Below are 24,359 nucleotides of genomic sequence, written 5' to 3'. Positions count from 1 at the left end.
CGCCCGGACGACATCAACGTATGACACCGCGTGTCAGGCCGCAAGGCACTGAGTGCCAACAATTTTTCTCAGATGCAATCCGCCGTTCACACATGAGCGATGATCGATCGAGTAGACCCCCGAACACGACGAAACGCCCGCCGATCCCGGCGAATCGCTGGCGAATTCGTCAGGTCGGCGGGCGTCGACGGGCGGTGGCGACGGGCGCGGGCGCCGCCGCGCCGGGCGGGGGCCGGCGGGGCTCCGGGCCGGCGGTGTCCGCGGGGTCAGCGGGCCTTGAGGGTCCGTTCGATGGTTCGCATGATCTCGTCCAGCGGCGCGTCCGTACGGGCCACCGTGACCAGCACGTCACCGGAGGTGCTCGCCGCCACGGCGGGGGACTTGGAGGGGGCCGTCGCACCGGCGGCGCGCCCCGCGCCTATCCCCGTGCCGAAGGTGTCCCGGACGATCGCGAAGGCGTGGTCCAGCTGGGCCTCCACGTCCCCCTGCCCGCCCGCCCGCAGCCAGCGCCGCAGCACGTGGTTGTGCGCCGTGACGACCGCCGACGCGGCCACCTCGGCCAGCAGCGGGTCGTCATTGCCGTCGTGGTGGTCGCGCTCGTCGAAGTGGCCCAGCAGGTAGCGGGTGAACAGCCGCTCGTAACGGGCCACCGAGGCGATCTCCCGCTCCCGCAGCGTCGGCACCTCGCGGGTGAGGCGATAGCGCTCCACCGAGACCGCCGGCGAGGCCGCGTACATCTTCATGACTTCCTTGATGCCCCGGCAGACCGTGTCGAGCGGGTGCTCGTGCGCCGGCGCCGCGTTCAGCACCGCCTCCGCCCGCACCAGGGTGTCGTCGTGGTCCGGGAAGATCGCCTCCTCCTTGGAGCGGAAGTGGCGGAAGAAGGTGCGCCGGGCGACCCCGGCCGCGGCCGCGATCTCGTCGACCGTCGTCGCTTCGTACCCCTTGGTGGCGAACAGTTCCATGGCCGCTGCCGCCAGCTCGCGGCGCATCTTGAGCCGCTGCGCGGCGGCGCGGCTGCCCGCGGAACTCTCGGGGGCGTCGGGCGTGGCGGTGGCACGGGGGGGCCGTCGGGCGGGGTCAGCGGGCTGGGACATGACCTGAACGTACTGCATCCGTGCAGGAGACCGCGCCTGTGGGGCGGGGTCGCCCGCCGGGCCGCCGGCCCGGTCGAGCAACCCGCCCCACTCCCCGTACGGCTCAGCGCCGGGCATATTCGCGGAAGCCACGTCCCGTCTTCCGGCCCAGGCAGCCCGCCGCCACCAAGTGCTCCAGGAGGGGCGCCGGCGCCAGGCCCGGGTCGCGGAACTCGCGGTGCAGGACCCGCTCGATGGCCAGCGAGACGTCCAGCCCGACCACGTCGAGGAGCTCGAACGGCCCCATCGGGTACCCGCCGCCCAGCTTCATCGCGGCGTCGATGTCGTCGAGCGAGGCGTAGTGCTGCTCGACCATCTTGATCGCGTTGTTCAGGTACGGGAACAGCAGCGCGTTCACGATGAAACCGGCCCGGTCGCCGCAGTCCACCGGGTGCTTGCGGATCTTCGCGGTGACCTCGCGGACGGTGGCGTGGACGTCGTCCGCCGTCAGCACCGTACGGACGATCTCCACCAGCTTCATGGCGGGGGCCGGGTTGAAGAAGTGCATCCCGATCACGTCCTGCGGGCGCGAGGTGGCCCGGGCGCAGGCGACGACGGGCAGCGACGAGGTCGTGGTGGCCAGCACCGCGCCCGGCTTGCAGACCTTGTCCAGGGTCGCGAAGAGCTGCTGCTTGACCTCCAGGTCCTCGGCGACCGCCTCGACCGCCAGGTCGACCTCGGCGAACGCGTCCAGGGAACCGGCGGGCGTCACCCGGGCCAGTGCCTCGTCGCGCGCCTCGGCGGTCATCCGGCCCTTGTCGACCGAGCGCGCCAGGGACTTCGCGATCCGCGCCTTGGCCGTCTCCGCCTTCTCCGGCGAGCGGGCCGCGAGGACCACGTCGTACCCGGCCTTCGCGAACACCTCCGCGATGCCGCTCGCCATGGTGCCCGAACCGGCCACACCCACCGAGCGGACCTCCCGGGACGCGCCCGTGGCGGCCGCCTCCAGCGGGGTCAGCGCGTCCCGCACGACCGTGCCGCTGCCCGGCGCCTCGTAGGTGTAGAAGCCCCGCCCCGACTTGCGGCCGGTCAGCCCCGCCTCGCTGAGCTGCTTCAGGATCGGCGCGGGCGCGTGCAGCCGGTCACGGGACTCGGTGTACATCGCGTCCAGGACGGTGCGGGCGGTGTCGATGCCGATCAGGTCCAGCAGCGCGAGCGGGCCCATCGGCAGGCCGCAGCCCAGCCTCATCGCGGCGTCGATGTCCTCGCGGGAGGCGTACTTCGCCTCGTACATCGCGGCGGCCTGGTTCAGGTAGCCGAAGAGCAGGCCGTCCGCGACGAAACCGGGCCGGTCACCGACCGCGACCGGCTCCTTGCCGAGCGCCTGCGCGAGGTCGGTGACGGCGGCGACGGCCTGCGGGGAGGTCAGCACCGAGGAGACCACCTCGACGAGCTTCATCGCCGGCGCCGGGTTGAAGAAGTGCAGACCGAGGACGCGCTCGGGACGCGCCGAGTCGGCGGCCAGCCGGGTCACCGACAGGGCGTTGGTGCCGGTGGCCAGGATCGCCTCCGGGCGGACGATCCCGTCCAGCGCGCGGAAGACCTGCTGCTTGACCTCGTACGACTCGGGCACGACCTCGATGACCAGGTCGGCCTCGGCCGCGGCCTGGAGGTCGGAGAAGGTACGGAAACGGGCGAGGATGTCGCGCCGCTCCTTCTCGGTGATCCGCTCCCGCGCCACGGAACGGGCGGTGGCGGCCTCCAGGGCGGTGGACGCGCGGGCGGCGGCGGCCTCGCTGATGTCGATGCCGATGACCTCGCGCCCGGCCCGGGCCAGGACCTCGGCGATGCCGGTGCCCATCGTGCCGAGACCGACGACGGCGATGGTGGAGAGAGGGGTGTCCATCACGGGACTCCAGGGATGAGTGACGACTGATGAGGGGCGCGCGCGGGGGTACGACCGGAAGGCGGTGTACGCGGTGCGAGCGGATCGCGCGCAGGCGTGCTGCGCGGCCGTGCTGTCGCGGTGGAGGAGAACCGGCCGACTCTGTCCCGGAGTCACGCCGTATAAGTGCCGAACCGACAAGGCACTCGCGGCGGCTGCGTCACCAGGCCGCCGTGAGAAGTGCGGGATGTGACCCGCTCACCTGAGGTTAACCGGCGGGTAACGAGCGCGCCAGTCCTGGGAAGTGGGTGGAACGTGTGATGTGGATCGCGCCCGGACCGGATACTGGCGGTGGCCGGTGCCCGCCGTGCGGGGGCGGGCCGCGCGGCGGGGTCGGGTGAGGGCATGGAGGGGGCGGGTGCCATGGGCGGACGGCGCGGCACGGAGGCGGACGAGGAGTTCCGGTCGCTCGTGCACCGGTTGCGCGGGGAGGCCGGGGGAGCGGCCGCCTTCGAGCGGCTGGTCACCACCCGGGACGCGGAGGAACTGGCGGGCGTGCTCACCCGGCCCGGGCAGGAGCTGTGGGCCAGGGAGACCGCCGCCTTCCGGCTCGGGCTCGCCGGAGACCGGCGCGCCTTCGAGGCGCTGGTCCTGCTGCTGAACCACCGTGACCCCGAGCGCTGCGTCTCCGCCGCCCACGCCCTGGCCCGGCTGGGCGACCCGCGCACACCGAGGGCAGCGGCGGCGCTCGCCACCAACGAGCTGCGCGTCGCCTACGCCCTGATGCCGGTCCGCCTGCTCGCCGAACTGCGCGCCCCGGAGTCCGTCCCGGCGCTGGTCACCGTCCTGGAGCGGCGCCTGGCGGTGGGCGACCCGCACTGGCGGGTCGGCGTGGCCTGCGCGGAAGGGCTCGGCGCCCTGGGCGACCCCCGGGCCCGCCCGGTCCTGGAGGCCGCCCTCGCCCACCCGCGCCTCGCCCGGGCGGCCGCGGCGGCCCTGGCACGGCTGGCGCCGGCCCCGGCGCCGCCCGGCTGAACCGTCAGGCGGCCGGGCGCCGGGTGCAGCGCACCTCGGAGAGCGTGACGCCCGCCACGTGCCACGGCTCCTCCAGGCCGTCCGGCACGAAACCGGCCCGCTCGTAGAAGCGCCGCGCCCGGGTGTTGTCCCGCAGCACCCAGAGCCGCAGCACCGGGTAACCGTCGGCCGCCGCGCGGGCCACCACCTCGGTCATCAGCGCACGCCCCACCCCGGTCGCGACCTGGTCCGGCCGGGCGTACAGCGCGTACAGCTCCCCCTCACCCGTCGTCCTCTGCCCGCCGGTCCCGCCCTGCCCGGTCCGGTACGGCCCGTAGCAGGCCCAGCCGACCACCTCACCGGCGCGCTCCGCGACGAGGTTGACGTGGCGGGCCGCGTCCCGGGCGAAGTGCCGGCGCCGGGTCTCCGCGTCCGCCTCGACGCTCATCGCCCTCAGGTACCACGCCGGCAGCAGGCCGTCGTAGGCGAACCGCCAGCCGCGCACCCGCACCTCGGCGACGGCCTCGCAGTCGGCCTCCGTCATCTCCCGCACGCGCACGGCGTCCGTCACGGCCGGGGGCCCTCCGGGAGGACCGCGAACGCCTCGATCTCGACCAGCAGCTCGGGCCGGACCAGCGACGCCACCTGCACCGCCGAACTGGCCGGCGGCCGCGCGGTGTCGATCACCTCGTCCCGGGCGGCCCGCACCGCCGGCAGGTGCGCCACGTCCGTGACGTAGTACGTCAGCTTCAGTACGTCGTCGAAGCCGGCGCCCGCCGCGGCCAGGCAACGCCGCAGGTTGCGGAAGACCTGGCGGGCCTGGGCACCGGCGTCCCCCTCACCGACCACGGAGCCGTCCGCGTCGAAGGCGCACTGGCCGGATATAGCGATGAACCGGCCGCTGCCCCAGACGACATGGCTGTAACCGGAACCGGGGGCGACCCCGTCCGGGGCGTGTACGTGGGTGAGGTGGTTGCTCATGCGCCTCATCCTCGCGCACGCCACTGACAGTCAGTGCCGGGTCCCCCCGTGACCCAGCAGCCCGTGCAGCGCGATTCCGCCGACCCGGGCCGCCGCCCCCGCTCCACCCGCCGTCCCGGCCGGCCGCGGGTCGGGCACCGCCGGGCAGACCGCGTCCGCCTCGCTCTGCCCGCCGCCCCGCGGGAGCGCACCCGTCTCCAGGTAGCGCACCAGATGCGCGTCCAGGCAGGCGTTGCCGCCCAGGGTGACCGCATGGTTGCCGCCGCCGCGCTCGACCACCAGGCGGGAGTCCCGCAGCTTGCGGTGGACGGCGACGCCGCCCTCGTACGGGGTGGCCGCGTCCTCCGTCGCCTGGAACAGCAGCACCGGCGGCACCGCGTCGTTCGCCAGGTCCGGCGCCGCCGCCGACGGGACCGGCCAGAAGGCGCACGGCGCGTTGTACCAGGCGTTGTTCCAGGTGGAGAAGGGGGCCTTGCCGTAGACCGTCCAGTTGTCCCGGTGCCAGGTCCCCCAGTCCCTCGGCCAGGGCGCGTCGCGGCACTGGACGGCCGCGTAGACCGAGTAGCTGTTGTCGTCCGCCGCGTCGGACGCCGCCAGCGTCCGGTGGGCCGCGACCAGGGGTTTTGCGTCCCGGTCGTTCACGTACGCCGAGAACGCCCCGGCGAGCGTGGGCCAGAAGCCGTTGAAGTACCCGCCGGGAAGGAAGGTGTCCTCCAGCTCGGCCGGACCGACCTTGTGGCCCGCCGGCTTCTTCCGCAGCGCCTCGCGCATCGCGTACCAGCGCGCCTCGACCTCCGCCGGGCCGGTCCCCAGCCGGTACGTCCGGTGGTGCTTGGCCACCCAGGCCATGAAGGCCTTGTGGCGGGCGTCGAAGGCCAGGTCCTGCTCCAGGTTGAGCCGGTACCAGACGCCGTTCGGGTCGACCACCGAGTCCAGCACCACCCGCCGCACCCGGTGCGGGAACAGCTTGGCGTAGACGGCGCCGAGGTAGGTCCCGTACGAGTAGCCGAAGTAGTTGATCCGCCGGGCGCCCAGCGCCCGGCGGATGGCGTCCAGGTCCCGGGCGGCGCTCACCGTGCTCATGTGCCGCAGCAGGCCGCCGTACTTGTCGCCGCAGGCCTTGGCGAACGACGCGGCCCTGGCCAGATTGACCCGCTCGTCCCGCTGGTCGCGGGGGACGGAGTCCGGCCGTACGGGGGTGAAGTGGCCCGGCTTGCAGTCGAGGGCGGGCCGGCTCGCCCCGACGCCCCGCGGGTCGAAGCCGATGACGTCGTACTGCGCCGCCACCCGCTCCGGCAGCGACGCCGCGACGAACCCGGCCATCGAGCGCCCGCCGGCGCCCGGACCGCCCGGGTTGACGAGGAGGGGACCCTGGAAGGCCTTGGCGGTGTGCGGGACCCGGGAGAGCGCGAGGGTGATCCGCTCGCCGTCCGGATCGTCGTGGTCCAGCGGCACCCGCACGGTCGCGCACTGGAGGCTGGGGTACGCCTTGGTGGCGCACGCCTTCCACACGAGAGCGGCGGCCGGGTCCCGCACGGCCGGCCGCGCCGCCGACGGGGCGGCGGCGACCGCGCCCGCCACCAGCGCCCCGGTGGCGATCAGCACTCCTGCGCGTTTCTGCATACGGCCTCCCGAGCGAGCGGAACGATGGCGGCGAGGGCGCGGGGGCCCTCGGCGGATCGTCCCCGCAATCCGGCCGGGTGGGGCACGTACGGGTGAGACTTGACCCGATCAGAGGAGGGTGAGCTGTTCGGGGCCGGAGCCCGGGCCGGTGGGGCGGTGCTCCGGCGGTACGGGCGGCGCCGGAACACGGCGGGGCGTTCCCCGCCGGGCGGGTCCCATGCCGAACTCGTCGGCCAGCTCGTGCACCTGACGGGTGATCCGGCGCTGGTACCACTTCGGGGCGTAGGCGCCCTCCGCGTACAACCGCTCGTAGCGCCGCACCAGGTGGGGGTGGTGCCGGCCCAGCCAGGCCATGAACCATTCGCGCGCCCCCGGCCGCAGGTGCAGCACGAGCGGGGTCACCGACGTCGCCCCGGAGGCCGCGACGGCACGCACGGTGGCGCGCAACTGGTCGGGGTGGTCGCCGAGGAACGGGATCACCGGGGCCATGAGCACCCCGCAGCCGATGCCGTGGTCGGTCAGGGTCCGGACGACGTCGAGGCGGCGCTCCGGGGACGGGGTGCCCGGTTCGACGGTCCGCCACAGCTCGCGGTCGGTGAAGCCCACCGAGACGGAGATGCCGACGTCGGTCACCTCGGCCGCCTGCACCAGCAGGTCGAGGTCCCGGAGGATCAGCGTCCCCTTGGTCAGGATGGAGAACGGGTTGGCGTGGTCGCGCAGCGCGGCGATGATGCCCGGCATCAGCCGGTAGCGGCCCTCGGCGCGCTGGTAGCAGTCGACGTTCGTCCCCATGGCGATGTGGGCGCCCTGCCAGCGCGGCGACGCGAGCTGCCGGCGCAGCAGCTCCGGCGCGTTGGTCTTGACGACGATCTGGGAGTCGAAGTCCAGGCCGGTGTCGAGGTCCAGGTAGCTGTGGGTCTTGCGGGCGAAGCAGTAGACGCACGCGTGCGTGCAGCCCCGGTAGGGGTTGACGGTCCATTCGAACGGCATGCGCGACGCACCCGGGACCCGGTTCAGGGCGGTGCGGGCGCGCACCTCGTGGAAGGTGATCCCGCGGAACTCGGGGGTGTCGAACGTTCGCGTGGTCACGGCGTCCGTACCGAACAGCACGGTGTCCCTGGTGGCCCCGGCGGGCCGGTCGCTCAGGTTGTCCCAGCGCATGGACGCCTCCTCGGTAGTACTCGCCCACACAATAGAACAAGTGTTCCCATGATCGCCTCGGGCCACTCCCGCGGATTTGGGCGGTCACGGCGCAAGTGGTTGGCTGGTGCCCCCTTAGGAACGAGTGCTGGAGGACATGGCATGGCGCAGGTCGAGGCCACGACGGAGCGGGTCATCGCGGCGGACGCGGAGACGGTGTTCGACGCGCTGGCCGATTACAAGGAGACCCGCGAGAAGCTGCTGCCCGAGCACTTCAGCGAGTACAAGGTCCGGGAGGGCGGCGACGGCGAGGGCACCCTCGTCCACTGGAAGCTCCAGGCCACCAGCAAGCGCATCCGCGACTGCCTGCTGGAGGTCACCGAGCCGACCGACGGCCGGCTCGTCGAGAAGGACCGCAACTCGTCCATGGTCACCACCTGGACGGTCACCCCGGCCGGTGAGGGCCGCTCCAAGGCCGTCGTCACCACCGTGTGGAACGGGGCGGGCGGCATCGGCGGGTTCTTCGAGAAGACCTTCGCGCCCAAGGGGCTCGGCCGCATCTACGACCAGATGCTCGCCAACCTCGCCGCCGAGGTCGAGAAGTAGGACCCGCGGCCGCCCGGCCATGGTCACTGGTTCGGGTGGTCTTCCCGTCGGCTCCCCGGCGCGTGAGGGCGGCCCGGCGCACCGTAGGCCACGGAAAAGCCGCTGGTGAGCGCCGGGGCGCCCCGGCGCGCAACGGGCGCCCACCCTCGTGACCTCGCATTGCCCCGCTTGCTCCCCCTCGGCGCGCAATGCGAAGAATGGCGCCCCGCGTTGGCGCGACCGAGGGGAGCAGGTTCGTGGGTGGGAACACGCTGGCGAACGACGGCTACACCACACCACCCGCCCGCGGCCGGTCCGGCCCGGCCACCTGGCGGAACGCGGCGGCCGGCCCGCCCCCGGACCCCGCCGCCGGCCCGGGGCCGGTGAGCCCCGGACGGGCCGGCCGGCCCGCCTCGGGCGGTGAGGGGTTCGGGAGCGGAGCGGCCGGGGGAGAGGCGTCCGGTTCCGGTGTCCCGGCGTACGACGTCGCCGCGTCCGGTCCCGGTGTTCCGGCGCACGGCGTCTCCGCGTCCGGCGCCACGGGCCGTACGGCTGCCCGGCCGGGCGTCATGGGGCCGGTTTCCCTGGGGCCGGGCGGCGTAGGGCCCGATGGTGCGGGACCGGGCGATGGGGAACCCGGCGGTGGCGCGGGGCTCCACCAGGAGGGCGCTCCCGGGCCGGGCCGGGGAGCGGTCCCCGGGACGGACGGGGGGTGGGGGCCCGACACCGTCACCTGGGAAGGCGCCGCCGCCACGTCCCTGCCCGGCGCACGGGTCGCCGCGCCCCGGGTGCCCGAGGCCTCTCCCGGGGACAGCGTCCCCAAGGATCCGGGGCCGGACATGGCACGGGGAGTGGAGCAGGCCGGCGAGTCCGGAGCCCCGGGCGGTGGCGCTCCGACGGACGCCGGCCACAGCCCCGCGCGCGTGCGCGTCGTCTTCTGCGGGCTCGTCCTGGCACTGCTGCTCGCCGTGCTGGAACAGTTCGTCACCGCCATGGCCCTCCCCTCCGTCACCCGCGACCTCCAGGGCGAGGGCCGGGCCCCCTGGGTGGCGACCGCCTACCTCCTGGCCGCCGCCGTGACCCTGCCCCTGCACGGCAGGCTCGGCGACCTCCGCGGCCGCAAGGGGCTCTTCCTGCTCGCCCTGGTCGTCTTCCTCGCCGGCTCGGCGTTGTCCGGCTGGTCGCGCGGCATGGACCAGCTCATCGCCTTCCGCGCGCTCCAGGGCGCCGGTGCCGGCGGCCTGCTGGCGGGCGCCCCGGCGATCACGGCCGCCCTGGTCCCCGCCACCCGGCGCGGGCGCTTCATGGGGGTGCTCGGCGCCGTGTTCGGCCTCGCCACCCTGGCGGGCCCGCTGCTCGGCGGACTCGTCACCGCCCACCTCTCCTGGCGCTGGTGCTTCTGGCTCACCGTGCCTCCCGGGCTGCTGGCCCTGCTCCTGGTCGGCGCCGCCCTCACCCCGCTCGCCCCCGCGGCCCGGGGGCGCCTGGACGTCCTGGGTGCGGTCCTGGTGGCGGCCGCCACCACCTTCCTGGTGCTGCTGGCCGACTGGGGCGGCACCGAGCACGCCTGGAACTCGCGCGTCGTCCTGGGCCTCGCCTGCGGGGCGGCCGGCGCCGCCCTGCTGTTCGTCGTGGTGGAGAACTACGCGCCCGAGCCGATCCTCCCGCTCGCGCTGTTCCGCGACCCCGCCTTCGCCGTCAGCGGCCTCGTGGGCGTGACCACCGGCGTCGCCCTCCACGTCGTCGCCGGCTGCCTGCCCGCCTACTTCCGGCTGACCGCCGGTACGGACGCGGCCGGGGCCGCGCTGCTGGTGCTGCCGCTGGCGGGCGGCATCGCCGTCGCCTCCCTCGTCTCCGGACACCTCATGACCCGCACCGGCCGCCACACGGTCCACCCGGTGCTCGGCGGCGCCGTGTCGGTGGTGGGCATGTGGCTGCTGTCCCGCCTCGGACCCGACACACCGCGCCTCACCCACGGCGTCTGGCAGGCCGTCCTCGGTGTGGGCATCGGACTCGTCCTGCCCGCCCTCGTCCTCGCCGTCCAGAACGCCGCGCAGCCCGCCGCCCTGGGCACCGCCACCGGCGCCCACTTCCACCTCCGGCTGGTCGGCACCTGTCTCGGCACCGCCGCCCTCGGCGCCCTGTTCACCCACCGCCTCGACCGGGCCCTCACCGGCCGGCCCCCCGCCGGTCCCGGCCTGCCGGGCCCCTGGGCGGACACGGCCCACACCCTGCACGCCCTGCCGGCCACCCTCCGGGACGCGTACCTGGAGGCGTGCTCCCAGGCGATGCCCCGGACCTTCCTCCATCTGGTGCCGGTCCTCGGGCTCGGCCTGGTCATCGCCTTCTTCCTCAAGGAGAAGCCGCTGACGGCCGGCGCCGCCACCACGGCCGCCGTGCCCCCGCCCCGCACCGAGCCGGGCCGGCGGGGCGACGTACCGGTCGGGGGAACCGTCCGGCAGCACGACGGGGCGTGCGTGCCGCGCGCCGCCCTCACCCTCGTCGACGACCAGGGGCGGCAGATCGGACGCGCGGCGAGCGGCGACGACGGGCGGTACGCGCTCGGCGTGCCCGGTACCGGGTCGTACGTGCTGATCGCGGCGGCCGGCGGGCACCAGCCCCGGGCCGTACCCGTCACCGTCGGCGAAGGGCCCGTCGAGATCGACGTCGTCCTCGGCTGCGCGGGCCGGCTGGCCGGGACCGTGCGCACCGCCGACGGCACGCCCGTGCGCGAGGCGTCGGTCACCCTCACCGACGCCTGCGGAGAAGTCGTCGCGAGCACCCGCACGGGCCCCGACGGGGGGTACCTCCTCACCGCGCCGGTCGCGGGGGAGTGCACCCTGGCCGCGAGCGCCCCGGGCTTCCGGCCCGCCGCCCTGCCCGTGAGCGTCCAGGCGGCCCGTGAGACCCGGCGGGACATCGAGCTGGCCGGGACAGCGGTGCTGCGCGGGACGGTGCGGGCGCCCGGCGGACGGCCCGTGGAGGACGCGCGCGTAACCCTGCTCGACGCCGCCGGCACGGTCGTCGACACGCTCACCACCGGCCCCGACGGCACGTTCCGCTTCGTGGACCTCGCGTCCGGCGAGTACACCGTCATCGCCGCCGGGTACGCGCCGGTGGCCACCGTCTTCCAGGTCGCGGGGGGCGGACGCACCGAGCGGGATCTCCGTCTGGGCCACGAGGACTGACGGCGGTCGGTCCGGTGGATGCCCGGCGCGCAACGGCGCACGGGAGCGGCCCCGGCGGCCCGCCGCCCAAGGTCCTGCCGGTCCTCCGCCACGGCATCGCCCCGGCCCCGGTCGCCGGCGCCGAGTTGCCGGAGCACTTCCGTACGGCGGGCCCCGACGTGCTCGCCTCCGGCAGGATGCCGCTGCCCGCCACCGAGCAGGCGCCGGACGGCACGCGTATCGACCTGCCCTCCGCCCTGGCGGGTCGCCGGCCGGCCGGGGTGACGGCGGAGGGCCTCCCCTCCGTGGGCCGGGCCGCCGCTCCCGTCAGGCGTCCTTGCCGCGGCCCGTCATCGCGTCGCGCAGGCGGTCGATCATGCCGACGCCCGGGGCGAGCAGCTTGTCGGCCGGGGGCCGGTCCCGGGCCGAGGGGTGGGGGCGGGTCGGCGCCGTCCGCTTGGCCTGCCGCACCTTGTCGCCCAGCTCCGCCAGCACCTCGGCGGAGCACGCTTCCCTCAGACGCGGGAAGAGGTTGTTCTCCTCGTCGGTGATGTGCGACCGGATCTCCGCCATGAGCCGGTCGACCAGCACGTCGAACCGCGGGTCCGCCGCCTCGCAGCCCTCCAGGTCCTTCATGACGCGCTCGGCGGCCGCGTGATCGCCCAGCTCCTTGTCGGCGAGCGCGTCACCGCCCGGCACGTGCTCGCGCACCGCCGGGTACAGGTAGGTCTCCTCCGCGACCGCGTGCCGGACCAGCTCGATGGTGACCTGGTCGGCGTACTGCTTGCGCCGGCCGTCGCCGGGCGGCAGCTCCTCGATGGTGGTGAAGAGCTCCTCCACCTCCTGGTGGTCGTTGCTCAGTTCGGTGACGACGTCTCCACCGTGTGCCATGCCGTCGCTCCTCACGCGCGTGCTGTACGGATCCCCCATGAAACGCCGCCGCGCCGGTGCCGGGCGTATTGCCGTCCGCCCAGCGTGTCGGGCCCGGCCCCATGTGCGGCCGTGCGTGAGCTGCGTCATTTCGGTCCTCGGGCTCCAGGGGTACGTTTTCCGTCCGCTCGCACCCGTACATCCGGAATGGACCAGCCGTGCCCGCAGACTTCTCGCTCTCCCCGCTCATAGCGGCGACCGCGCGGTGGCTGACCCGCGCCTATCCGGCGGGCGGCGGCGCACTCGACCACGCCCTGGCCGAGGCCCAGGCGCGGCAGGCCGTCACGGTCGCCGCGTGGCTGCGCTACCCGACCGCGATGGACGCGGCGCTCGTCGCCGTCGCCGGACCGGGCGGGGCCGCCCGGCTCGACGGGGTGACCGGGGCCGACGCGGCCGGGGACGAGGACGGTGAGGCGTGGCGGACCTGGGTCGACGAGGTCGTCGCGAGCTGGGCCGCCGCCCTGCTCGGCGCGCCCGAGCTGGCCGCCACCGCCGCGGAGGCCCTCACCGGATCCGCGCACACCGCGGGCGCCCCCGTCGACTTCCGGCGCCTGGTGGACCCGGACGAGCGCGACCGCCGGGCCGCCGCGCTGCTGCGCCACCCGGACCTGCTCGCGCCCGTGGCGGAGCTCCACCGCGACCTGCTCCTCGACCGGCTCGCCGCCGGACCGGCACCGCTGACCGCCTGAGCCCGGGCACCCTCGCACCGCCGTTCCCCGAGACACGGCCCGCCGGGGGCGTGATGCTGTAGCGGTGAACGGTTGGGAGAACAGCGCGCCCACGGTCGGCGTCGAGGAGGAGTACTTCCTCGTCCACCCGGAGACCCGCGGCGTGGAACCCGCCGGCACCCAGGTGGTGGCCAGGGCCCGCGCCATGGTCGGGGACCTCGTGTGCGGCGAGTTCACCGAGTACCAGATCGAGGGGAAGACCCCGCCCTGCCCCGGCACCGAGGACCTCCGCCGGGAGCTCCACCGGGTTCGGGCGGCAGCCGTCGCCGCCGCCCGGGCGGAGGGCCTCCACCTGTGCGCGTCCGGCACACCCGTCCTGGGCGCCCCCCGGGACGCCTCCTCCCGCACCGAGATCGGCGACCACCCGCGCTACCGGGCCGGGGCCGACCAGTACCGGGCCATGCTCGACGACTTCTCCATCAGCGCCCTCCACGTCCATGTGCACCTGCCCGACCGCGAGCTCGCCGTCATGGCGGGCAACCACCTGCGGCCCTGGCTGCCGCTCCTGGTGGCGCTCAGCGCGAACTCGCCGTTCCACGAGGGGTACGACACGGGTTACGCAAGCTGGCGGTCCGTCATCCGGTCACGCTTCCCCTGCCTGGGCCCGCCGCCGTACGCCGAGTCCCTCGACCACCACGAGCGGGTGGCCGTCGCCATGGCCGAGTCGGAGGCGATGCTGGAGCCCGGCATGCCCTTCTGGGACCTGCGGCCCAACCCGCGCCTGCCGACGCTGGAGGTCCGCTCCATGGACGTCCTGGCGGACGTCGACGACACGGTGGCCCTGACGGCACTGGTCAGGGCGCTCGTCGTGACCAGTGCGGACCGGGCCGTCCGGGGCGACCCCGGACCCCGCCCGGACGCCGAAGTGCTGCGCGCCGCCTACTGGCGCGCCGCCCGGGACGGCTGGCCCGGCAGCGGCGTGGACGCGCTCAGCGGGCGGGTCCTGCCCGTGCCGGAGCAGGCCGAGCGCCTGGTGCGGCACGTCCGGCCGGTGCTGGAGGCGTACGGGGACATGGGCGAGGTGTCGGCGTTCCTGCGGCGCCTGGCGGCCCGGGGCACCGGCGCCGAGCGGCAGCGCGCCTGGGCCCGCGACGGAGCCGGCCCGGCCGGGGTGGTCGACGCGCTGGTACGCGCCACCGGCCGGGTCAGCGGGCCGTGAGCGTGGTCACCAGCACGTCCCGGCGGGCGGGCCCGCCGGCGTCGAGCGGCCGGATGGGCGACACGCCGTGCAGGGTGGAGCGGTCGTCGCCCAGGAGCAGCGTCCCGCGCGCGTCGAGCGTGGTGGTCAGCAACTCCCGGCCGTCCGCGTCGTACACGGTGCTCTCGCCGCCGGTGGCGTTCTCCCTGCCGATCAGCAGCGAGGTCACCAGGGTGACGCCGTCGCGGTGCCGGCCCTCCGGGGTGGGCGCGCCCTGACCGCCGGCCGTGGCGATCACCCGGAACGGGTGGACCTTGACGCTCCACTCGTCCGTGCCGTCCAGGCAGGCCGCCACGTCGCCCAGCATCCGCAGCAGCGGCGTCAGGAGCGGGTCGGCCACGAAGGTGTCCGTCAGGGGCTCGAAGTGCCGGTCCACGTCCACGTACAGCGGATTGGAGTCCTCGGGCTGCACGAACGTGTCGTGCGGCCGGGGCGTCAGTTCCCCGGTGCGCGACAGCGAGAAGTGCCCGTAGCGGCGCAGCCGGCGCGTGCCCCGTTCGGCCGCGTACGCGTCGGGTACGAGGTCCTCCCAATGGGCGGCGAAGGCGGCCCAGTCGTGCTCGTCCGTGCCGAGGCACTCCGAGAGGGCCGCCGGGGACATCAGGTGGACGCCCTCGGAGGTGAGGGCACGGTGGGCGGCGGCGACCGGGGTGGCGTGCGCCGCGGTCCTGTCATCGGCCAGGTCTTCCATGGGTCCATGGTCCGGCGGCGGCCCGCGCTCCGCATCCGGCGCATGGCAGGCGCATGACCGGCGCACGCCGGGGCATGTTCCGGGGCCGCCCGCCCGCCCCCCGGCCGACCGTTATCCACAGGCCTGGGCAGGCGGGGCGGGACCGCGTACGGTTTCGAGGCATGAAGATCCTTGTCAGCGCCGACATGGAAGGCGCCACCGGTGTGACCTGGCCGGCCGACGTGCTGCCCGGCACGCCCCAGTGGGAGCGGTGCCGGTCCATGTTCACCTCCGACGTGAACGCGGCCGTGCTGGGTTTCTTCGACGGCGGCGCCGACGAGGTCCTCGTCAACGAGGCGCACTGGACCATGCGCAACCTGCTGCTGGAGCAACTCGACGAGCGCGTCGAGATGCTCACCGGCAGACACAAGTCCCTCTCCATGGTCGAGGGCGTCCAGCACGGGGACGTGGACGGCATCGCGTTCGTCGGGTATCACACGGGCGCGGGCAGCGAAGGGGTCCTCGCCCACACCTACCTCGCCAACTCCATCACCGGCGTGTGGCTCAACGGGGTCCGGGCGAGCGAGGGCATGCTCAACGCCCATGTCGTCGCCGAGCACGGCGTGCCCGTCATCCTCGTTACCGGCGACGACCTGACCTGCGAGGACGCCCTCGGGTACGCCCCCGAGGCCCGCAAGGTCGCCGTCAAGGACCATGTGTCGCGGTACGCGGCCGTGTGCCGCACCCCCACCCGGACGGCCGCCGACATCCGCGCCGCAGCCAAGGACGCGACCGCTCTCGCCGTACGGTACGAACCGGTGCGGGGCGGACCGTTCACCGTGGAGCTGGAGTTCGACGCGGAGCACCTCGCGGCGGCCGCCACCGTCGTCCCCGGCGTGGCGCCCAGCGGGGAACGGCGCGTCGCGTACACCAGCGAGACGATGTACGAAGCCATCCGCGCCTTCAAGGCGGTCACCACGATCGTCTCGGCCGCAGTGGAGGAGCAGTATGGCTGACGTGACGGCACCGTTCGACACGGACTCGCAGGCGCTCGACGAGGTGGTCACCTTCACCTCCGAGCTCATCCGCATCGACACCACCAACCACGGCAGCGGTGACTGCCGGGAGCGCCCCGCCGCCGAGTACGTGGCCGAGCGGCTCGCCGAGGCCGGGCTGGAACCGGCGATGCTGGAGCGCACCCCGGGCCGCACAAACGTGGTCGCCCGTATCGAGGGCACCGACCCCTCGGCCGACGCCCTGCTGGTGCACGGCCACCTCGACGTGGTGCCGGCCGACCCCGCCGACTGGGATGTCCACCCCTTCTCCGGGGAGGTGCGCGACGGGCTGGTGTGGGGCCGGGGCGCCGTCGACATGAAGAACATGGACGCGATGGTCCTGGCCGTCGTCCGCGAGTGGGCCCGCCACGGGATCCGGCCGCGGCGCGACATCGTCATCGCCTACACCGCCGACGAGGAGGCCAGCGCCGCCGACGGCGCCGCCTTCCTGGTGCGCCGCCACCGGGACCTCTTCGAGGGCTGCACGGAAGGGATCGGCGAGTCCGGCGCCTACACCTTCCACGCCGGACCCGACCTGGAGATCTACCCGATCGGCGCCGGTGAACGCGGCACGGCCTGGCTCAAGCTGACCGCCGAGGGCCGCGCGGGCCACGGCTCCAAGGTCAACCGGGAGAACGCGGTGAGCCGGCTGGCCCACGCCGTCTCCCGCATCGGCGCGCACGAATGGCCGGTGCGCCTGACGCCCACGGTGCGCGCCGCGCTCACCGAACTGGCCGCGCTGCACGGCCTCCAGCCCGACCTCGACGCGGACGACTTCGACGCCGACGTCCTGCTGTCGAAGCTCGGCCGCGCCGCCGCGCTCGTCGAGCCGACGGTCCGCAACAGCTCCAACCCGACCATGCTGCACGCCGGTTACAAGGTCAACGTGATCCCCGGCGTCGCCACCGCCCACATCGACGGACGGGTGCTGCCGGGCTCGGACCTGGAGTTCGCCGAAACCATGGACATGCTCACCGGGCCGGACGTCGACTGGGAGTTCGCGCACCAGGAGATCGCCCTCCAGGCACCCGTCGACTCACCGACGTACGCCAAACTCCGGGCCGCGCTGGAGCACTTCGAACCGGACGCCCACGTCGTGCCGTTCTGCATGTCCGGCGGCACCGACGCCAAGCACTTCGCCCGGCTCGGCATCACCGGCTACGGCTTCTCGCCACTGCGGCTGCCCATCGGCTTCGACTACCAGGCGCTGTTCCACGGCGTCGACGAGCGCGTCCCGGTCGAGGCGCTGCACTTCGGCATCCGCGTCCTCGACCACTACCTTCAGACCGCGTAGGGGGGAATCCGCGATGGTACCCACGGGGGCATACGGAACCTGGCCGTCACCGATCGGCGCGCGTCTCGCCGCCGCGCACGGTGGACGCCCGGAGTACGTCGGTGTGGTCGGCGACGAGGTCTGGTGGACCGAGCCACGCCCCGCCGAGGGCGGCAGACGCGCCCTGGTGCGCCGTCGCCCCGACGGCACCGAGGATCAGGTGCTGCCCACCCCGTGGAACGTCCGCAGCAGGGTCGTCGAGTACGGCGGGCAGCCGTGGGCGGGCGCGGTGCGCGAGCGGGGCGGCGGGCCGCTCGTCGTCTTCAGCCACTTCCCCGACCAGCGGCTGTACGCCTACGAGCCGGACCGCGCGGGTGACCCGGTGCCGCTCACCCCGGTGTCGGGCGTGGGCGGCGGGCTGCGCTGGGTGGACCCCGTGATCCACCCGGACCGGGACGAGGTGTGGTGCGTCCTGGAGGAGTTCACCGGCCCCGGCCCGGGCGACGTGCGCCGGGTCGTCGCCGCCGTGCCCCTCGACGGGTCGGCGGCCGGGGACCGGCGGGCGGTGCGGGAGCTGACCGACGACCGGCACCGGTTCGTCACCGGCCCCCGGCTCTCGCCGGACGGCCGGCGGGCCGTGTGGCTCGCCTGGGACCACCCCCGGATGCCGTGGGACGGCACGGTCGTGATGACCGGCGACGTCACGGACGACGGACCGTTCACCGGTGTCCGCGCCGTCGCCGGCGGCACCGAGGAGTCGGTCTGCCAGGCCGGCTGGGCGCTGGACGGCTCCCTGCTGTACGTCTCCGACGCGGGCGGCTGGTGGGAGCTGCGGCGGACGGGGCCGGACGGCGTGACCGCCCCCCTGTGCACCGGGCGGTCCGAGGAGTTCGGCGGGCCGCTGTGGAAGATCGGACTGAAGTGGTTCCAGCCGCTGGACGACGGGACCATCGCCGTCATCCACGGCAAGGGCACCACCAGCCTCGGCATACTCGACCCGGAGACCGGCGAGGTGGTCGACGCCCCCGGCCCCTGGACCGAATGGGCTCCCACCCTCGCCGGCCACGGAACGCGCGTCATCGGGGTGGCGGCCAGCCCCCGCAGCGGCTACGAGGTCGTGGAGCTGGACACCAGCACCGGACGCACCCGGGTCGTCGGCGCCGCCCACGACGACCAGGTGGACCCGGCGTACTACCCGGAGCCGCACATCCGCACCTTCACCGGCCCCGACAACCGGGAGATCCACGCCCACGTCTACCCGCCGCACAACCCCGACCGGATCGCCCCCGACGACGAACTGCCGCCCTACGTGGTGTGGGCGCACGGCGGACCCACCGGGCACGCTCCCCTGGTCCTGGACCTGGCGATCGCCTACTTCACCTCGCGCGGCATCGGCGTCGCCGAGGTCAACTACGGCGGCTCCACCGGCTACGGCCGGCACTACCGCGACCGGCTGCGGGAGCAGTGGGGCGTCGTGGACGTCGAGGACTGCGCCGCCGTCGCGGAGGCGCTCGCCGCCGAGGGCACCGCCGACCCGGACCGCCTGGCGATCCGCGGCGACAGCGCGGGCGGCTGGACCGCCGCAGCGTCGCTCGCCGCCACCGACGTGTACGCCTGCGGCACCCTCCTCTACCCGGTCCTGGACCTGACCGCGTGGCCCGAGGAGACGCACGACTTCGAGTCCCGCTACCTGGAGTCCCTCATCGGACCGCTCGCGGACGTCCCCGGCCGCTACCGGGACCGCGCCCCGCTCGCCCAGGTCGACCGGATCACCTCCCCTTTCCTGCTGCTGCAAGGACTCGACGACGTGATCTGCCTGCCCGCCCAGTGCGAGCGGTTCCTCGCGGCGATGGCGGGCCGCGGCGTCCCGCACGCGTACCTCGCCTTCGAGGGCGAAGGTCACGGCTTCCGGCGGGCGGACACCCTGGTGCGGGCCCTGGAAGCCGAACTGGGCCTCTACGTGCGGGTCTTCGGCATCACCCGGGACGACGTCCCCCCACTGGAGCTGAGGAAATGACGGTGACCCCGCTGACCCGGCCCCGGCGTCTGCGGCCGGGCGACCGGGTCGCCGTCGTCGCCCCCAGCGGCCCCGTTCCCGAGGATCGCCTGAAGGCCGGCCTGGACGTCCTGCGCGGCTGGGGCCTCGACCCTGTGGCCATGCCGCACGTCCTGGACGTCCACCCGGAACTGCCGTACCTGGCCGGGAGGGACGAGGACCGCGCCCGCGACTTCACGGAGGCGTGGTGCGACCCGTCCGTCGCCGCGGTGGTCTGCGCCCGCGGCGGGTACGGCGTGCAGCGGATGGCCGATCTGCTCGACTGGACGGCCATACGGGACGCCGGGCCCAAGGTGTTCGTCGGCTACAGCGACGTGACGGCGCTCCACGAGGCGTTCGCCGTACGGATGGGCCTGGCCACGCTGCACGGCCCGATGGCCGGGGCGGTCACCTTCCTCCAGGACGCCGCCACCCAGGAGTCGTTGCGGGCCACCCTCCTCGAACCCGAGACGGTGCTCACCCTCGGCCTCCCGGACGCCCGCACCATGGTCCCCGGCCGGGCGCGGGGGGTCACCTTCGGCGGCTGCCTGGCCCTGCTCGCCGCCGAGCTCGCCACGCCGTACGCCCGCCCCTCCGCGCGCGGGGGCCTGCTCCTGCTGGAGGACGTCGGTGAGGAGCCGTACCGGCTGGACCGCATCCTCACCCACCTCCTCCGTGCCGGTCACCTCGACGGCGTCGCGGGCATCGCCCTCGGCTCCTGGGAGGAGTGCGGCCCCTACGCCGAGGTCCGCGCCACCCTGCTGGACCGCCTGGCCCCGCTGGGCATACCGGTGGTCGAACAGCTCGGTTTCGGGCACGGCCCCACCAACCTGACCGTCCCGCTCGGCCTGCCCGCCACGCTGGACGCCGACGCCCGCACCCTCACCCTGGACGCACCCGCCCTGCGCTGACCGGACCCCGGCTCCGGGCGGCGCGGTCGGGCGGGGCACGGAGCCCGTCAGGTCAGCGGTGGTGGTTCTTCTTCGGCTTCGCGTGCGCCGGACGGCCCTTCGCCTTGCCGTGGCCCGGCTCCTGGCCGGACCGGCCCCGCGAGGCGGCCGGTGCCTCCGGGGAGGGAGCCGGGTTGTGCGCCTCGGCGCGTTCGGCGACCGGGTTCACCCTCACCGCGCTCCCGCGGGCGCCGGCGGGCGGCGCGGTGGCGGAGGCCGGGCTCGCCGGAGGGGCGGAAGCGGCCGGGGCCGCGGGGGCTGCGGGGGCGCGGTCCGTCGGGGCCGGGTGCGGGGGACGGGAGGCCACGTTCTGCCCGTCGCCCGGGGGCACGGTGGAACCGGTCAGCGCGACGCCGAGCGCGGCCAGCGCCGTGCCCGCCGTGATCAGGGCCCGGCCGGTGCGACGGGGGGCGCGTCCGGGCGCCGCGGGCCCCTCGGCCGGCGTTCCGGTGTCCGCGGGGCCGACGTGCTCGGCCCGGCGTCCGGCCCGGTGCCCGGCCTGGTAGGACAGGGTGTCGTGCGGGGGGACGTGGGCGTCGGCCGGGCGGGCCACCGGCGGGCCGGAGTCGCCGCCCGGCGCCAGGGCGGCCAGCGCCCGGCAGCAGGTCATGGCGTCCGGCCGGTCGTTCTCGTCGGCGGCCGTCATGGCCACCAGCAGCTCGACCAGCTCCGGCGGGAGGTCCGGCGGTATCACCGGTTCCCGGTGGAGGCGGGCTATCGCGGACTCCAGCGGGGGACCGCCGTACTCCAGTTCGCCCTTCAGGCACTCGATGAGGACTAGCCCGAGGCTGTACACGTCGGCGGCCGGCCCCGCGCCCCTGCCCATCACCTGCTCGGGCGCCATGTACGCGGCGGTTCCCATCAGCGCGCCGGTGGCGGTGTGGACGGTGCTGTCGAGCAGCCGGGAGATGCCGAAGTCGGTCAGGTAGGGGACCCCCGTCTCGTCCATCAGGATGTTCGACGGCTTGATGTCACGGTGGACCACTCCCGCCGCGTGCACGTGCCCGAGCGCCGACGCCAGGGCGGAGCCGATCCGGCAGGCCTCGGCGGGCGTGAGGGGACCCCGGGCTATGCGCCGGCGCAGGGTGGTGCCCTTGACGAGCTGCATCACCAGGAACGGCCGGCCGTCGTCCCGGCCGCAGTCGTACACGGTGACCAGGCCGGGGTGCTGGAGCTGCGCCAGCAGCCGGGCCTCGCCGTCGAAGCGGTCCTCCGCCTCGGCGTCCCCCTCCGGGCGGAACACCTTCACCGCGACGGGCCGCCGCAGCCGCAGGTCCAGGCCTCCGTACACATCGGCCGCGCCCCCGCGGCCCAGCGGATCGTCGAGCCGGTAGCGGCCGGCCACCACATGGGCCGTGAGCCGGAAGTCCGGTCGAACCGACCACGGGCGGACCCTCATCAGCACTCCCCGCATTCCTGTCGCCGCCTGTCCACGTCGCCTGTCCACGTCCGCGTGTTCACCCGCGCACCCACCCGGCACGGATACGACCGGACCGCCGCACGCACGGATTGTGTACGCCTGCCCCGTCAGCGGCCGGACATCCGTGCCACGTGCCGTACCGGCGCATCCCGGCCACCGGCGGCGGGCCGGGAACGGGCTCAGGAGGTGCCCGGAGCCTCCACGGGCCGGGCCCGCCGGGCGTCCCGCAGCGCGGTGAACACCGCCCACGCCACCGACACCAGGGGCACGGCCACCACCGCGCCGACGACACCGGCCGCGACGGCTCCCGCGATCACCGACACCGCCACCACCAGGGGGTGCAGACGGACCGCCCAGCTCATCACCAGGGGGTGCAGCAGATGCCCCTCGATCTGTCCGATGACCACGATCAGCGCGACGACGACGGCGGCCGTCAGCGGCCCCTTCGCCGCCAGGGCGACCACCGCCGCCACCGCGAGCGCCACCGGGGAACCCACCAGCGGGACGAACGCGGCGACGAACTCCAGCAGCGCCAGCGGCACGGCGAGCGGTACCCCGAGGAAGTACAGCGCCACCCCGACCAGGATCGCGTTGGTCGCGGCGACCAGCACGATCCCGTGCGTGTAGCCGGTGAACGTACGCCACGCCGCACGGCCCGTCAGGGTCCAGCGCGACCGCAGCCGTTCCGGGAGCTGGGCGCAGAACCAGCTCCACTGACGGTCGCCCGAGTGGATGAAGAACACCGAGGAGAACAGGCCGAGCGCCAGGGCGGTCAGCACGTGCACCGCCTCGCTCGCCCCGCTGACCGCCTTGCTGAGGAGGGCCGAGCGATGGCTGGAGAGGAACTCGGCGATCCGGGAGTGCAGGTCGGACAGCGTGTCCGGACGCAGCCGGAACGGCGGCTTCTCCAGCCACTCCTCGATGCGGTCCACCCCCTGGCGGAACTCCCGCACCAGGGTGGTCGTCTCGCCGGCCACCGCCTCACCGACGAACGCCAGCACCCCGAGGACCAGCGCGATCCCGGCGAGCAGGGTGAGCGCCACGGCGACCCCGCGGGGCAGCCGGCGGGCCACGAGATCGGCGACGGGCCGCAGCATCGCGGTGACCACCAGGCCCAGGAAGAGCCCGACCCCGATCTCGTGGAAGCGGCCCAGTACGGCGAAGACGCCGTACACGGCCGCGCCGACGACCAGCAGGCGCCACGCGTGGGCCGCGGCCGTGCGGAGGAACGGGGACACCTGGGGCTCCATGCCCATCGAGGTACCACCGCACGGCCGCCCCGCCACGCCCGGGGCCGGACGTTCGCCCGCCCGGGGGCCGTACCGGCGCGACGACGAAAGGCGCCTCCGCGGCCGCGGAGACGCCTCCCGTCGTCGCCCCGGTGGCCGACCGCGCCGTGCGGCCCCGGGGCGCCGTGCGGCTAGGGAGTGTCCGGACCTAGAGCGCCGCGTAGCCCGGGCGGATGACCTCGTCGATGATCCGGCGGCGCTCCGGCAGCGGCAGGAACGCGGCCTCGACGGCGGCCACGGTGAACTCCTCGAAGACCTCGGGGCCGTAGCCGAACGCGTCCACCATGTGCTGGAACTCCCGGCTCATGGTCGTGCCGGACACCAGGCGGTTGTCGGTGTTGAGGGTGATGCGGAAGCCGAGGCGGCGAAGCTGGTCGATCGGGTGCGTCGCGTAGTCCTTCGCGGCGCCCGTCTGGAGGTTGGAGGTCGGGCAGACCTCCAGCGCGATCCGGTTGTCGCGCACGTACGCGGCCAGGTGGCCGAGCGTGGCCGTCCCGTCCTCGTGCACCTGGATGTCATCGGTGATCCGCACGCCGTGGCCGATCCGCTCGGCACCGCACACCTGCACGGCCTCGTGGATCGACTCCGCGCCGACCGCCTCACCCGCGTGGATGGTGAAGTGGCAGTTGTGCCGCTTGAGGTGCTGGAAGGCCGGCAGGTGACGGGAGGGCGGGTTGCCGATCTCGCCGCCCGCGATGTCGAACCCGGCCACGCCGCGCTCGCGGTGGGCGACGGTCAGCTCGGCTATCTCCAGTGAGCGGTCCGTGTGGCGCATGCCCGTCAGCAGCGTGCCGACCGTGATCCGGCCGCCCGCACGGCGCTCGCCCTCCCGGAAGCCGTCGTTGACGGCCTCGACGACCTCGTCGAGGGTGAGGCCCGCCGCCAGGTGCTGCTCCGGGGCGTACCGCACCTCGGCGTAGACGACCCCGTCCGCCGCCAGGTCCTCGGCGCACTCGGCCGCGACGCGGAACAGCGCCTCGCGGGTCTGCATCACCGCACAGGTGTGGGCGAACGTCTCCAGGTAGCGCTCCAGCGAACCCGAGTCGGCGGCGTCGCGGAACCACTCACCGAGGGCGGCCGGCTCCTCGGTCGGCAGTCCGGTGTAGCCGCACTCACGGGCCAGCTCGATGATCGTGGCGGGACGCAGACCGCCGTCCAGGTGGTCGTGGAGGACCGCCTTCGGGGCGCGGCGGATCCAGTCGGCGGTGGCGGGAGCGTCGGCGGGGACGTTGTCAGACAAGTGCATGCTGCGGGAGTGTACGCCACGCCGTGGGGCGGCGCCGTGACGCAGACGACAGCCCTTCCGGAGGGCCGCTGCCGGCGGTGATCCCCGCCGGACG

At 74.7% G+C, this 24,359-nt stretch carries 20 protein-coding genes; 9 read left to right on the top strand and 11 right to left on the bottom strand.

Annotation, left to right across the window (positions count from 1 at the left end):
• Nucleotides 1–266: 266 nt before the first annotated feature.
• Nucleotides 267–1,097 carry a TetR family transcriptional regulator gene (locus tag ACZ7LK_RS18290; RefSeq protein WP_392274057.1) on the bottom strand — a complete coding sequence of 277 codons (831 nt, stop codon included), beginning with the start codon at nucleotides 1,095–1,097 and terminating at the stop codon, nucleotides 267–269.
• A 103-nt stretch (nucleotides 1,098–1,200) separates the two neighbouring features.
• Nucleotides 1,201–2,982, bottom strand: a complete 1,782-nt coding sequence (locus ACZ7LK_RS18285; RefSeq protein WP_392274056.1) for a 3-hydroxyacyl-CoA dehydrogenase family protein — start codon at nucleotides 2,980–2,982, stop codon at nucleotides 1,201–1,203.
• Between the two features lie 402 nt (nucleotides 2,983–3,384).
• Here ACZ7LK_RS18285 and ACZ7LK_RS18280 point away from each other — a divergent pair, with 402 nt between their 5' ends.
• Complete coding sequence (locus tag ACZ7LK_RS18280; RefSeq protein ID WP_471141853.1) at nucleotides 3,385–3,996, top strand: adenylosuccinate lyase; 612 nt, start codon at nucleotides 3,385–3,387, stop codon at nucleotides 3,994–3,996.
• A gap of 4 nt (nucleotides 3,997–4,000) precedes the next feature.
• On the opposite strand, the gene ACZ7LK_RS18275 is transcribed toward ACZ7LK_RS18280, so the two are convergent.
• From ACZ7LK_RS18275 to ACZ7LK_RS18260, 4 genes are all read right to left on the bottom strand, one after another.
• Nucleotides 4,001–4,546 carry a GNAT family N-acetyltransferase gene (locus ACZ7LK_RS18275; RefSeq protein WP_471141850.1) on the bottom strand — a complete coding sequence of 182 codons (546 nt, stop codon included), beginning with the start codon at nucleotides 4,544–4,546 and terminating at the stop codon, nucleotides 4,001–4,003.
• Nucleotides 4,543–4,956, bottom strand: a complete 414-nt coding sequence (locus ACZ7LK_RS18270; protein ID WP_392274053.1) for a RidA family protein — start codon at nucleotides 4,954–4,956, stop codon at nucleotides 4,543–4,545. The genes ACZ7LK_RS18275 and ACZ7LK_RS18270 overlap by 4 nt, the downstream gene beginning before the upstream one ends.
• Before the next feature lie 30 nt (nucleotides 4,957–4,986).
• Nucleotides 4,987–6,579 (bottom strand): alpha/beta hydrolase, encoded by a 1,593-nt coding sequence (locus ACZ7LK_RS18265; RefSeq protein WP_392274052.1) that lies wholly within the window; start codon nucleotides 6,577–6,579, stop codon nucleotides 4,987–4,989.
• Nucleotides 6,580–6,687: 108 nt separating this feature from the next.
• Entirely contained in the window at nucleotides 6,688–7,740 is a 1,053-nt protein-coding gene (locus tag ACZ7LK_RS18260; RefSeq protein ID WP_471141845.1) for an Rv2578c family radical SAM protein, read from the bottom strand.
• A 141-nt stretch (nucleotides 7,741–7,881) separates the two neighbouring features.
• Between ACZ7LK_RS18260 and ACZ7LK_RS18255 the strand changes: the two genes are divergently transcribed.
• Nucleotides 7,882–8,325: an SRPBCC family protein gene (locus tag ACZ7LK_RS18255; RefSeq protein WP_471141843.1), complete on the top strand. Its 444-nt coding sequence runs from the start codon at nucleotides 7,882–7,884 to the stop codon at nucleotides 8,323–8,325.
• An 818-nt stretch (nucleotides 8,326–9,143) separates the two neighbouring features.
• On the top strand, nucleotides 9,144–11,492 hold the full coding sequence (locus tag ACZ7LK_RS18250) for an MFS transporter (RefSeq protein WP_471141841.1): 2,349 nt from the start codon (nucleotides 9,144–9,146) through the stop codon (nucleotides 11,490–11,492).
• A gap of 306 nt (nucleotides 11,493–11,798) precedes the next feature.
• Here the strand turns inward: ACZ7LK_RS18250 and ACZ7LK_RS18245 are convergent, their stop codons facing one another.
• Nucleotides 11,799–12,362 (bottom strand): hemerythrin domain-containing protein, encoded by a 564-nt coding sequence (locus ACZ7LK_RS18245; RefSeq protein ID WP_471141838.1) that lies wholly within the window; start codon nucleotides 12,360–12,362, stop codon nucleotides 11,799–11,801.
• A gap of 197 nt (nucleotides 12,363–12,559) precedes the next feature.
• Between ACZ7LK_RS18245 and ACZ7LK_RS18240 the strand changes: the two genes are divergently transcribed.
• Both ACZ7LK_RS18240 and ACZ7LK_RS18235 read left to right on the top strand, forming a co-directional pair.
• Nucleotides 12,560–13,090 (top strand): hypothetical protein, encoded by a 531-nt coding sequence (locus ACZ7LK_RS18240; protein ID WP_392274047.1) that lies wholly within the window; start codon nucleotides 12,560–12,562, stop codon nucleotides 13,088–13,090.
• Nucleotides 13,091–13,154: 64 nt separating this feature from the next.
• Nucleotides 13,155–14,288: a carboxylate-amine ligase gene (locus tag ACZ7LK_RS18235; RefSeq protein ID WP_471141835.1), complete on the top strand. Its 1,134-nt coding sequence runs from the start codon at nucleotides 13,155–13,157 to the stop codon at nucleotides 14,286–14,288.
• Here the strand turns inward: ACZ7LK_RS18235 and ACZ7LK_RS18230 are convergent.
• Complete coding sequence (locus ACZ7LK_RS18230; protein ID WP_392274045.1) at nucleotides 14,275–15,018, bottom strand: 2OG-Fe dioxygenase family protein; 744 nt, start codon at nucleotides 15,016–15,018, stop codon at nucleotides 14,275–14,277. The genes ACZ7LK_RS18235 and ACZ7LK_RS18230 overlap by 14 nt on opposite strands.
• Before the next feature lie 161 nt (nucleotides 15,019–15,179).
• Between ACZ7LK_RS18230 and ACZ7LK_RS18225 the strand changes: the two genes are divergently transcribed.
• Genes ACZ7LK_RS18225 through ACZ7LK_RS18210 form a run of 4 tightly spaced genes read left to right on the top strand, consistent with a single transcriptional unit; the run spans nucleotide 15,180 to nucleotide 20,271 of the window.
• A complete protein-coding gene (locus ACZ7LK_RS18225; protein WP_392274044.1) occupies nucleotides 15,180–16,013 on the top strand; it encodes a M55 family metallopeptidase in 834 nt (277 codons plus the stop codon).
• Nucleotides 16,006–17,346, top strand: a complete 1,341-nt coding sequence (locus ACZ7LK_RS18220; protein WP_392274043.1) for a M20/M25/M40 family metallo-hydrolase — start codon at nucleotides 16,006–16,008, stop codon at nucleotides 17,344–17,346. Before ACZ7LK_RS18225 ends, ACZ7LK_RS18220 begins: the two co-directional genes overlap by 8 nt.
• Before the next feature lie 13 nt (nucleotides 17,347–17,359).
• A complete protein-coding gene (locus ACZ7LK_RS18215) occupies nucleotides 17,360–19,342 on the top strand; it encodes a prolyl oligopeptidase family serine peptidase (RefSeq protein WP_471141829.1) in 1,983 nt (660 codons plus the stop codon).
• On the top strand, nucleotides 19,339–20,271 hold the full coding sequence (locus ACZ7LK_RS18210) for a S66 peptidase family protein (protein WP_471141826.1): 933 nt from the start codon (nucleotides 19,339–19,341) through the stop codon (nucleotides 20,269–20,271). Before ACZ7LK_RS18215 ends, ACZ7LK_RS18210 begins: the two co-directional genes overlap by 4 nt.
• 52 nt (nucleotides 20,272–20,323) lie before the next feature.
• Here ACZ7LK_RS18210 and ACZ7LK_RS18205 read toward each other — a convergent pair whose 3' ends face one another.
• From ACZ7LK_RS18205 to ACZ7LK_RS18195, 3 genes are all read right to left on the bottom strand, one after another.
• Nucleotides 20,324–21,709 (bottom strand): serine/threonine-protein kinase, encoded by a 1,386-nt coding sequence (locus tag ACZ7LK_RS18205; protein WP_469461562.1) that lies wholly within the window; start codon nucleotides 21,707–21,709, stop codon nucleotides 20,324–20,326.
• Nucleotides 21,710–21,909: 200 nt separating this feature from the next.
• Nucleotides 21,910–22,986 (bottom strand): AI-2E family transporter, encoded by a 1,077-nt coding sequence (locus tag ACZ7LK_RS18200; RefSeq protein ID WP_471141822.1) that lies wholly within the window; start codon nucleotides 22,984–22,986, stop codon nucleotides 21,910–21,912.
• A gap of 181 nt (nucleotides 22,987–23,167) precedes the next feature.
• The gene (locus tag ACZ7LK_RS18195) at nucleotides 23,168–24,265 is read right to left on the bottom strand and encodes an adenosine deaminase (protein ID WP_392274038.1); all 1,098 of its coding nucleotides are present in this window, start codon (nucleotides 24,263–24,265) and stop codon (nucleotides 23,168–23,170) included.
• Between the last annotated feature and the right edge of the window lie 94 nt (nucleotides 24,266–24,359).

This window comes from Streptomyces sp. NPDC039423 (assembly GCF_055598725.1).
The sequence above is the reverse complement of the archived record's forward strand: the minus strand, read 5'-3'. Positions and strand labels throughout refer to the sequence as shown.